9 protein-coding genes are annotated in these 10,488 nt (G+C 63.6%); 6 read left to right on the plus strand and 3 right to left on the minus strand.

The genetic code is table 11. The features are described 5' to 3' along the window. Positions 1-4: 4 nt before the first annotated feature. The gene (locus tag QSV46_RS35835; RefSeq protein WP_314962890.1) at positions 5-1,378 is read right to left on the minus strand and encodes a hypothetical protein; all 1,374 of its coding nucleotides are present in this window, start codon (positions 1,376-1,378) and stop codon (positions 5-7) included. Between the two features lie 98 nt (positions 1,379-1,476). Beyond that, entirely contained in the window at positions 1,477-2,736 is a 1,260-nt protein-coding gene (locus QSV46_RS35840) for an allantoate amidohydrolase (RefSeq protein ID WP_314962892.1), read from the minus strand. A gap of 404 nt (positions 2,737-3,140) precedes the next feature. Between QSV46_RS35840 and QSV46_RS35845 the strand changes: the two genes are divergently transcribed. From QSV46_RS35845 to QSV46_RS35870, 6 genes are read left to right on the plus strand one after another with little or no spacing between them, the layout of a single operon-like run. After that, entirely contained in the window at positions 3,141-4,253 is a 1,113-nt protein-coding gene (locus tag QSV46_RS35845; protein WP_314962894.1) for a BMP family ABC transporter substrate-binding protein, read from the plus strand. Then, on the plus strand, positions 4,250-5,362 hold the full coding sequence (locus tag QSV46_RS35850; protein WP_314962897.1) for an ABC transporter permease: 1,113 nt from the start codon (positions 4,250-4,252) through the stop codon (positions 5,360-5,362). Before QSV46_RS35845 ends, QSV46_RS35850 begins: the two co-directional genes overlap by 4 nt. A 1-nt stretch (position 5,363) precedes the next feature. Next, positions 5,364-6,290, plus strand: a complete 927-nt coding sequence (locus QSV46_RS35855) for an ABC transporter permease (protein ID WP_314962899.1) — start codon at positions 5,364-5,366, stop codon at positions 6,288-6,290. A gap of 20 nt (positions 6,291-6,310) precedes the next feature. After that, a complete protein-coding gene (locus QSV46_RS35860) occupies positions 6,311-6,994 on the plus strand; it encodes an isochorismatase family cysteine hydrolase (protein ID WP_314962902.1) in 684 nt (227 codons plus the stop codon). Beyond that, positions 6,991-8,523, plus strand: a complete 1,533-nt coding sequence (locus QSV46_RS35865) for an ABC transporter ATP-binding protein (RefSeq protein WP_314962905.1) — start codon at positions 6,991-6,993, stop codon at positions 8,521-8,523. The genes QSV46_RS35860 and QSV46_RS35865 overlap by 4 nt, the downstream gene beginning before the upstream one ends. 13 nt (positions 8,524-8,536) lie before the next feature. Further along, a complete protein-coding gene (locus QSV46_RS35870; protein ID WP_314962908.1) occupies positions 8,537-9,022 on the plus strand; it encodes a nucleoside deaminase in 486 nt (161 codons plus the stop codon). Between the two features lie 128 nt (positions 9,023-9,150). On the opposite strand, the gene QSV46_RS35875 is transcribed toward QSV46_RS35870, so the two are convergent. Continuing rightward, positions 9,151-10,260, minus strand: a complete 1,110-nt coding sequence (locus QSV46_RS35875; RefSeq protein WP_314962910.1) for a hypothetical protein — start codon at positions 10,258-10,260, stop codon at positions 9,151-9,153. Positions 10,261-10,488: the final 228 nt, after the last annotated feature.

Raw genomic sequence — 10,488 nt, forward strand, 5'->3', positions numbered from 1 at the left:
TGGATCAGTCATTCCACTGGAGGAGCGGCGTTCCATACGCCCTCCTCCAGACCGACAGGAAGCGCGGAAACCAGGAATGAGCCACGGCGCCCTTATAAGCCCAGGTACGATATTTCAGGCCGTGCTCTGAGATCAGTTCCTGATATCCGCCGTGAACCTCGGTCGCGGTGCGAATGTCCTTTAATATCCCTTGCGCGCAGGCCCGATAAGTATTGCTGCCGGCGAATTCATCATAGTCCAGCATGCGATCCGCGAACTCGACGTTGAACGTCGGCCATGAGGAGCGTCCCTGGTAGGCAGGCGCCGCGATCTTGTGGATCATCTTGTTCCGCGGATTATCCGCGGAGACCAGAAAGTGGAACGTGCTGGGAATGCGAAACCGGGGCTCGGCGATGATCAGGTCGGTCGTGGCCGCGAACAGCGCGCGTTCGCTGGCGTCGTTCAGGTCCCAAAATCCGCGATGTACGCTGACGAAATCCAGCGCCACCGAAGATACCGGCGAACCTGCCGGGCCATCGAGGGAATGCCTGATATAGCCGTCCTTACCGAACAGACGAAGCAAGTCTCTCTTGTACCGGGCGAGATCGCGCCCGAGCTGTCGCTTCAGCTCGATCTCGTCGACGACTCCGAGCTGCACGCCCCACACGAACGTCGTGTAGATGCAGGCATTGGTCACGAAACGCCGGCGCTCGGCACGCGTATCCGTTGCCGCAGAGCGAGGCCCGCGGGCGTCGCACAGCAAATATCCGGTGCCCTCAACGTCGAACGACTCGAGCTCGCTTGCGAGCTTCAGGATCGCGCGTTTCAGATCGGCGCCGTATTCGGCCAGCAACAGGCGGCCGGCATGGGCGCATTGTGACATCGCCAGATAGGACGAGGCCCTCTCCTCAGCAGAGATCATCTGCTGCAGACCGGCAAGGATACCGAGCAGGGTATCAGAGGGCCGCGAGAAATAATTCACGCCGAGATACCGGCCGCGTCCAGCCGGGACGATGGTCGTGGTGACGACGTCGGCACGAACCGCCTCCAGCAGCAGGCGGACGCTCTTCTCGAGCAGGCGAGCCCGCCGCACCGCATCCTGCGCATCCATGATGGTTTCGGGGTCGAGGACGTCGGGATAGAACCAGGCGAAGTCGCGCGGGTAGTAGGCCGAGGCGTGCGGCGCTCCGGTAACGAGGAAAGCCTCGGTCACCGAGAAAGCGCTGTCCATCGAGTGCCGGTAAAGGTCCTCGATCGCCGACAACGAATGAGGCGATTGCCTCAGAAAGCGATCACCGAGAAAATTGACCGCCTGAAGGGCGTTGGCAACGAAGGTCGCGACCGCTCCCTGGTAGAACCGGTTCTCACGACGTGATGGAAAAGAGATGTCGCTGTTCATATGAGCAATGGGCCGATGTCTGGTGATCCCCGGGGATGGCGGTCACCATTCTAATGGTGCCCGATTCGTATCTCTATCCGGTGACTTGCGGGCTCGACCTATCCTTCTCGCGGCCGAAAATTCTCGATCACCCGCAGCAGCACCCGCGCGCCTGCGTCGGCATCAGCGAGCTCGACGTGCTCGTCCGGATGATGGCTGATGCCGCCGCGACAGCGCACGAAGATCATGCCGACATCGGCGATGTCGATCATGGCCATGCCGTCGTGCCCTGCCCCGCTCGGCAACTCGAATACGGGGAAACTTTCCGTTTCAATCGCCTGTGCGATCTGATTCTTGAGCCAATGCGCGCAGGGCGCGGTACGATTCTCGTGGGTGACGTCGAGCTGAAGCGCCAATTGGCGGCGCTTCGCAATCGCCTCGATCTGCCTGACAATGTCGGCCACCGCGCGCTTGCGGTGCATGTCGGTTGGGGCACGCATGTCGATGGTGAACGACACCTCGCCGGGAATGACATTGGTTGCGCCGGGCCTTGCCTGGATGTAGCCGACGGTGCCGACCAGCCCGCTCTCGTCGGTGCGGCAGAACTGCTCGATCGCGCCGATGCATTCGGCAGCGCCTGTGAGTGCATCACGGCGCAGCGCCATCGGCACGGTGCCGGCGTGGCCAGCCATGCCGGTCAACCGCGCGGCAAGCCGTGTCGCGCCAGCAATCGCGGTGACAATGCCGACGGGCAGGTTCTGCGCTTCCAGCACCGGACCCTGCTCGATGTGCAATTCGAGATAGGCCAGCAGTTCGCGCCCCGCCCGGGCGGCGGCGCCGATGTGATCGGGATCGAGGCCGAACGTAACGAGCGCATCGCGCATCGACACACCGTCGCGATCGCGCGTGTTCAGGACGCTCTCGTCGAAAGTTCCGGCCACCGCACGGCTGCCGAGCAGGGTCGATGCGAAGCGCACCCCCTCTTCATCGGCAAAGCCGATCACCTCGATCGCGAACGGCAGGCGCTTGCCGCGGCGGTGGAGGTCGGCGACGCAGGCAATCGCCGTGATCACGCCCAGCGGACCGTCCCATTTGCCGGCATCGCGCACCGTGTCGTAGTGCGAGCCCAGCATCAGACAGGGCGACCCCGGCCGCTCGCCTTCGTAGCGGCCGCAGACATTGCCGATCGCATCGAGATGCGCGCTCATGCCGGCGTCGCGCATCCAGGTCAGGATGAGGTCCGCAGCCTCGCGCAGCTCCTTGGTGAGATAGATGCGGGTGAGCTTGTCGCCTTCTTCCGAGATCGCGGCGAGTTCGTTGATCCTTCGCACGATCTCCTCGCCGAGCGATATCGTTTGAACGACGTTACCAGCAGCCATCTCGGCAGGCTTCCCATCTCATAAGACCGCGGCGGTGGCGGTCGTGGCGACGATCGATACAAGTTCGGTGCCAGCGAAATTCGCACAGTCAGCGCCGTCCCGATCAGCGCGTGGTTAGCATGAATGCGGCAGCCGGCGGACTGCCCGACGCGCGTCGTGCACACGCGTGAATCGGTCAAGGCTGCTCAACTCCATTGCATACAACAAACGTATCTTGCTTAAAAATTAGCCTGCCGATTTCCTGATCAAGTCCAGAGCTTCGGATATAAATCATGAATTTCAATGACTTAATCTAAGATGATTATGTCCTGACCTCTGGCACGAAGCTTGCGACATCTTATCCGGCTCCGCCAAACCGGTGCAGCCACGAGACAGGGCGGCGCGACCGCCGAGGGGAGCAAGCAATGAATTTTGGCAGGATCTCACGACGTCATTTGTTGCAGGGCGGCGCAGCCCTTACCCTCGGCGCGGCAGCGGGCATTCGCCCGGCCTTCGCGGCCGAAACGACCATCGGCTTCATCTATGTCGGTTCGCGCGACGACTATGGCTACAACCAGGCCCACGCGCAGGGCGCAGCAGCCCTGAAGAAGATTCCCGGGCTGAAGGTCGTGGAAGAAGAGAAAGTGCCGGAGACCGATGCAGTCGAGAAGACGATCGAGTCGATGATCAATCTCGACGGCGCCACCCTGCTCTTCCCGACCTCGTTCGGCTACTACAACCCGCACATGATCAAGATGGCCAACAAGTTCCCGAAGCTGCGCTTCGAGCACTGCGGCGGCCTGTGGAGCGACAAGGACCCGAAGAACGCCGGCAGCTATTTCGGTTACATCGATGAAGCCCAGTACATCTCCGGCATCGTCGCCGGCTACACCTCCAAGAGCGGCAATCTCGGCTTCGTCGCGGCCAAGCCGATCCCGCAGGTGCTGCGCAACATCAACGCCTTCGCGCTCGGCGCCAAGCTTGCCAACCCGAAAGCCACGACACAGGTGATCTTCACCGGAGACTGGTCGATGCCGGTCAAGGAAGCGGAGGCCACCAACAGCCTGATCGACCAGGGCGTGGACGTACTCACCTGCCACGTCGACGGTCCCAAGACCATGGTCGAGAACGCGGCACGCCGCGGCGCTATGGTCTGCGGCTATCACGTCAACCAGTCACCGCTCGCACCAAAGGCATATCTCACCGGCGCCGAGTGGAACTGGGAGGCGCTCTATCCGAAATTCGTCAAGATGATCGCCGCCGGCGAAAGCATCCCGAACTTCTATCGCGGCGGTCTCAAGGAAGAGATCGTCAAGACCTCGCCGTATGGCGAGGCCGTCTCCGCCGAGGCGCGCAAGCATGCCGACGAAGTCAAGGCGAAATTCCTGTCCGCCGACGGCTACGCCATCTTCAAGGGCGGGCTGGTCGACAACAAGGGCAAGACGGTGATCGCGGCCGGCACCGATCGCGGCCAGAAGGATCCCGAGCTCGAGAAGATGGACTATCTCGTGGAGGGCGTGATCGGAGCGACTTCGTGACAACGGAAGCGGCGGATTCCACTGGGGCGCCCGGGACAATTGCCCCGGCCGCCGATCCGGGATTCCTCCAGCGCCATGGCGCGACGGTTGAGTACATCCTGATCCCGGTCGCGGCGCTCGCTGGCGCGCTAGTAGTCTTCGGCATCTTCGTGGCGATGTTCGGGAAGAACCCGCTCGATCTCTACTTTTATATGTACTACGGCGCCTTCGGCACCTGGTTCTCCTGGCAGAACACGCTCACGCGCGCGGCACCCTTGATCCTCACCGCGCTCTGCACGGCGCTGCCGGCGCAGCTCGGCATGGTCATCATCGGCGGCGAAGGCGCACTGCTGATCGGCGCGCTGTCGGCGACGAGCGCCGCACTGGTGCTTCAGGGCATGCCGTCGTTCATCGTGCAAATCGCCATGGTCCTCGCCGGCGTGATCGGCGGCGGCTTGTGGATCATGCTGGCGGGCGGCCTACGACAGTATCGCGGCGTCAACGAGACCATATCGAGTCTGCTACTCGTCTACATCGCGCTTGCGATCCTCAATCACCTCGTTGAAGGCGTGATGCGGGATCCCGCCAGCCTCAACAAGCCCTCGACCCGCGAGATCGGCGCCGCCAACATGATCGGCTCGATCCCGGGCACCGACGTGCACTGGGGCCTCGTCTTCGGCCTGATCGCCGCGATCGCCGCCTACATCCTGATCTATCACACCGTGTTCGGCTTCGCCGCACGCGTCGCAGGCGGCAACATTCGCGCCGCGAAGATCGTCGGCCTCGGTGTCAGCAAGCTGATCCTCACCGTCTGCTTCCTCGCCGGCGGCGCGGCGGGCCTTGCCGGCATGGTCGAAGTCGCCGCCGTGCAGGGGCGCACCAACGCCAATCTCGCGGCGGGCTACGGCTTCACCGGAATTCTCGTCGCTTTCCTCGCGCGGCAAAATCCGCTCGCGATCATTCCCGTCGCGGTCCTGCTCGGCGGCATCAGCGCCAGCGGCGGTCTGCTGCAACGCCGCCTGGGGCTGCCCGACGCGTCCGTGCTGGTGCTGCAGGGTATCATCTTCGTCTTCGTGCTGGCCAGCGATGCGCTCTACGGCCGCATCGGCTTCTTGAGGGGGAAATCCTGAGATGGCCGACGGATCGATCGGACTCTGGACCGTCCCGCTCGCCGTGCTCGGTGGCGCCATTCGCGTCTCGACGCCGTTCCTGTTCGTGAGTCTGGGCGAATGCATCACCGAACGCTCGGGCCGCATCAATCTCGGTCTCGAAGGCACGCTGGTGATGGGCGCGATGAGCGCCTACGGCATCTCCTATCTCACGGGATCACCGTGGCTGGGCGTGCTTGCTGCCGGCATCACCGGTGCGCTTCTCGGCGCGCTGCACGCCGGCATCTGCTCGCTGCCCCGCGTCAACGACATTGCCGTCGGCATCGCTTTGATGCTGTTCGGCACCGGGCTCGCCTTCTATCTCGGCAAGCCGCTGATCGAACCGACCGCGCCGCGGCTGCCCGCGATCGATTTCGGCTGGTGGAGCGACATCCCGCAGCTTCGCGCGGCGCTCCGCATCAACGTCATGTTCCTGATCGGCGTTGCCCTCGCGCCGATCCTTTACTGGGCCTTCCGCACCACGCGCTGGGGCCTTCTCATCCGTACCGCCGGTGAGAGCTCTGACGCAGCGCGCGCCATGGGGCACTCCGTGCTGCTGATCCGCCTGCGCGCGACCATGGTCGGCGGCTTCCTCGCCGGCATCGGCGGCTCGTTCCTTTCGCTGTTCTATCCAGGAAGCTGGAACGAGGGCCTGTCTTCGGGCCAGGGCATCACGGCGGTGGCGCTCGTGATCTTCGCGCGCTGGGATCCCCTGCTCTGCCTGTGGGCCTCGCTTGCCTTCGGCGGCGCCGCCGCGCTCGGACCGGCGCTGCAATCGGTCGGCGTCACCTCCGGCTACCACCTCTTCAACGCCGCGCCCTACATCCTGACGCTGGCGATCATGATCATCACCTGCTCGCCGAAGCGGACGCTGACCGGCGCTCCCGCTGAACTCTCGATCACACGGTAACGCGCACAACGAGGTTGTCCATGCCCGAGCGTTATATCAAGTCCGAGCCCTATGCCTGGCCCTACAACGGCGATCTTCGTCCCCAAAACACCGCACTCGTCATCATCGACATGCAGACCGACTTCTGCGGTGTCGGCGGTTATGTCGACAAGATGGGCTACGACCTCTCGCTGACGCGGGCGCCGATCGAGCCGATCAAGAAGCTGCTCAACGTCATGCGTGCCCAAGGCTTCCACATCATCCATACCCGCGAGGGCCATCGCCCCGATCTCTCCGATCTTCCCGCGAACAAGCGCTGGCGTTCGCGCCAGATCGGGGCCGGCATCGGCGATCCCGGCCCCTGCGGGCGCATCCTGGTGCGCGGCGAGCCGGGCTGGGACATCATTCCGGAATTGGCGCCCCTCCCCGGCGAGACCATCATCGACAAGCCCGGCAAAGGCTCGTTCTGCGCCACCGATCTCGAACTGATCCTGCGCGTGCGCGGCATCGAGAATATCGTCCTCACTGGCATCACGACCGACGTCTGCGTCCACACCACGATGCGCGAGGCCAACGACCGTGGCTTCGAGTGCGTGCTGCTGCACGATTGCTGCGGCGCGACCGACAAGAGCAATCACGAGCACGCACTGAAGATGATCAAGATGCAGGGCGGCGTGTTCGGCGCGGTCTCGACCTCCGACGCCTTCATCGGAGCGATTTCGTGATCGTCGGCGAGACGCCTCCGCCTTCCGGCGCCTTCGGTGTCGACGCCATCGCCATGACCATGCGTTTCGGCGATTTCCTGGCACTGGATAATGTCGAGCTGAAGGTACGACCGGGCTCCTTCCACGCGCTGCTCGGCGAGAACGGGGCCGGCAAGTCGACCCTCGTCAAATGCATCATGGGCTACTACCACGCGACCGAGGGCGACATCCTGGTCGGCGGCCGCGAGCAGACCATCGGCAATCCGAAGGAGGCCCACGCGCTGGGCCTCGGCATGGTCTATCAGCATTTCACACTGGTGCCGGCGATGACGGTCGCGGAAAACCTCGTGCTGGCGCGCGACCATGTGCCGGCCGTGGTGAACTGGCCGAAGGAGATGAAGGAGCTCGAGGCGTTCCTGGCGCTCATGCCTTTCAAGGTGCCGCTCGCCGCCAAGGTCTCCGACATTTCCGCCGGCGAACGGCAGAAGTGCGAGATCCTCAAACAGCTCTATCTGAAGCGGCGCTTCCTGATCCTGGACGAACCGACCTCGGTGCTGACACCCGTCGAAGCGGACGAGGTGCTCGGCATGCTCCGCGGCATGGTCGTCAAGGGCGAGCTGACCATCCTGATGATCACGCACAAGTTCCGCGAGGTCATGGCCTTCGCCGACGACGTCACGATCCTGCGCCGCGGCAAGCTCGCCGGAGCCGGCAAGGTTTCCGAACTCACGCCGGATGCCATGGCGCGTACCATGATCGGCGCCGAAGAGCTGACCGTACAGCCGCCGCGCACCGGCGAAGCCGGTCAGGCCAGGCTGGAGCTGACAAAGGTCCGCGCGCTCGACGATGCCGGTGCCATCGCCGTCCATGGCGTCTCGCTCACTGTCCGTGCCGGTGAGATCGTCGGCATCGCCGGCGTCTCCGGCAACGGCCAGCGTCAGCTCGTCGAGGTGCTGGCCGGCCAGCGCGAAGCCGAGGGCGGCGAGATCCGTGTTGCCGGCGATCCCTACCACGCCAGCCGCGAGGAGATGCGGCGCCACAGGATGTCACTGCTGCCCGAGGAGCCGCTGAAGAACGCCTGCGTCGGCGGAATGAGCGTCGCCGACAACATCGCCTTCCGCGAATTCGACCGCGCGCCCTTCGCCAGCGGCGGGTGGTGGCTCAACCGGAGCGCCTTCCGCGACAATGCGAAGAAGAAGATCGGCCAGTACAAGATCAAGACCCGAACCCCGGATACGCCGATCGCGGCACTGTCTGGCGGCAACGTCCAGCGCGCCGTGCTCGCCCGCGAGCTTGCCGGCGATGTCGAGGTGCTGATCGCGGCCAATCCCTGCTTCGGTCTCGATTTCGCGGCCGTGGCGCAGATCCACGCTGAGATCACGGCTGCCCGCAACCGCGGCGCCGCCGTGCTGCTGGTCAGCGAAGACCTCGACGAACTGCTCGAACTCTCCGACCGACTTGTGGTGATGTTCCACGGCCAATTCGTGTATGAAGCACTGACCAGCGAAGCCGACCTCACCGTGGTCGGCCGGCATATGGCGGGCCACTGACCCCGGAGCATTGATGGACGGCGTATCAGAACGCGACGAGCACTTCCTGCGCTTGTCCTTCGCGGTCGCCCGCCGTTCCCTCACCCACGGCAATCATCCGTTCGGCTGCATCGTGGTCGATGCCAACGGCAAGGTGCTGATCGAGACCGAGAACGGCTACATGCCGGACCACGACGGCACCGCGCATGCCGAACGCCTTGCGGCTACCCAGGCCTGCCGCACGCTCGGCCGCGAGGTGCTTGCAAGCGCGACGCTCTATTCCTCCGCCGAGCCCTGCGCGATGTGTTCAGGCGCGATCTACTGGGCCGGCATCGGCCGCGTCGTCTACGGCCTCAGCGAGCACCGCCTGCGCGACGTCACCGGCAACCACCCGGAGAACCCGACCCTCGAGCTGCCCTGCCGTGACGTCTTTGCCAGTGGGCAGCGACCGACGGAGGTCGTCGGGCCGCTGCTCGAAGACGAAGCCGAAGCCCTGCACGACGGCGTATGGACGAAATAGGCGCTGCGAGCGAGTCTCGCCCGCGCTCGAAGGGCCGGGTCACGGCACCCGCCCATCGCACAAACGAAGATGACGCCGCGGAGGTTTGACGCGGCGTCATCGTCTTTCACCCGAAGAGAGTCGGATGGTTAGAACTTTACAGTGATACCGGAGTAGAGCGAGGACTCCGTGCAGGATCCGGTGCTGACCTTCGCCCCACCAACCAGGGTGGTGCAGGCAACCGCGTTCTTGTGATCGAGGCCGAACTTGTTCTGCCAGTAGCGATAGGCAACCCAGACGTCCACGAAATGCGAGTACTTCTCGCCCCAGATCGCCTTCGAAGCATCGAACGTCAGACGGATCGGCTCCGAGTTGAACTCGACCTTGGTGGGATAGACGCCGTTGGCGACGCTGGCCGGAAGCGGCTCGGTGTCCGTTCCCTTCTTGCCGTACCAGCCGGCACGTCCACTGATCGAGAAGTATTGCATGTTCGGCGGCAGGAAGCCGAGGTCCATATAATAGTTGGTCTCGACCGCCCAGGTCGGCTTGAACGACGTGTTGCCGTCGGCGATGCACGGGGCGGACCAGCCGGCACCGCACTGCGAGAAGGAGTTGTGGTTGGCGAACTCCCAATATACGAGCGGGGCTACGTTGAAGTAGCCCTTGTAGGGAAGATCGAAGGCGAACTGCAGACCGGCGACGACATCGCGCTTGGCGGCGCCGAAATACCGGTTCTCTGTGTTGGCATCCATGCCAATCTCGAACGAGATGTTATGCAAGGGGCCTTGCGTGAAAGCCTTGGTGTTAAAAATCTCATTCCAGCCGAAGGTCGAGCGGAACAGGCCGTAGATTTCGGTTGCGCCGGCGCAACTCGCGGGCGTCGCTGCGAAGCCTGCAGCCGGCGACACGATCACGCCGGTTGCCGTGCAGGGACCCGCCGGGTCGTTGTGGTCCGACTTGAACATGGAGATGGTGAAGAAGTTGGTGCCGTACGTCCAAGCATCGAAGTGCGTGAAGGAGTAGACCTGCTTCGTCGTCTTGGCGTTGATCACACCGTTGGTATTGGTGAACGCACCGGGCTGCGAGGCATTGAAGATGTAGGAGAAGGTGACGCGGTCGTCGATCACCAGGAAGAACGGGAGGTCAGGCGCCTTCTTGGCGGCCTTGACCGGCAAGTCTGCTGCCTGAGCGAGGCCACCTGTGGCGAGCGTAGCAAGTGACAGCGCCCCTGCTGCAATTGCCTTGAAACGAAACGACATCCTGAATACCCCCAAGTTGGACACGTAAAAACGAACGTCCCTCGGGTGCGACACTTGCGCCGATCTCCCGGAGTGAGAAGCCTCAACTTCTTTCAAGGCATGGCGCTTGTTTCGGCAGGCGGCGGCGTTTCACCGCAGGATTTAGCGGATTTTCTGCTTCGCCGTTACATCGAGGCGTGAACGCGATGCCTGTCTTTGCCGGACATTCCCGTTTGATTTCGTTTATCT

It is taken from the genome of Bradyrhizobium cosmicum, assembly GCF_032290525.1.
Taxonomy (GTDB): domain Bacteria; phylum Pseudomonadota; class Alphaproteobacteria; order Rhizobiales; family Xanthobacteraceae; genus Bradyrhizobium; species Bradyrhizobium cosmicum_A.

Bases quoted from the DNA above. Each gene is read 5' to 3' on its own strand.
- QSV46_RS35870 (WP_314962908.1), top strand. From the start codon at position 8,537: ATGGACGGCGTATCAGAACGCGACGAGCACTTCCTGCGCTTGTCCTTC.
- QSV46_RS35875 (WP_314962910.1), bottom strand. From the start codon at position 10,260: ATGTCGTTTCGTTTCAAGGCAATTGCAGCAGGGGCGCTGTCACTTGCT.
- QSV46_RS35845 (WP_314962894.1), top strand. From the start codon at position 3,141: ATGAATTTTGGCAGGATCTCACGACGTCATTTGTTGCAGGGCGGCGCA.
- QSV46_RS35860 (WP_314962902.1), top strand. From the start codon at position 6,311: ATGCCCGAGCGTTATATCAAGTCCGAGCCCTATGCCTGGCCCTACAAC.
- QSV46_RS35840 (WP_314962892.1), bottom strand. From the start codon at position 2,736: ATGGCTGCTGGTAACGTCGTTCAAACGATATCGCTCGGCGAGGAGATC.
- QSV46_RS35835 (WP_314962890.1), bottom strand. From the start codon at position 1,378: ATGAACAGCGACATCTCTTTTCCATCACGTCGTGAGAACCGGTTCTAC.
- QSV46_RS35855 (WP_314962899.1), top strand. From the start codon at position 5,364: ATGGCCGACGGATCGATCGGACTCTGGACCGTCCCGCTCGCCGTGCTC.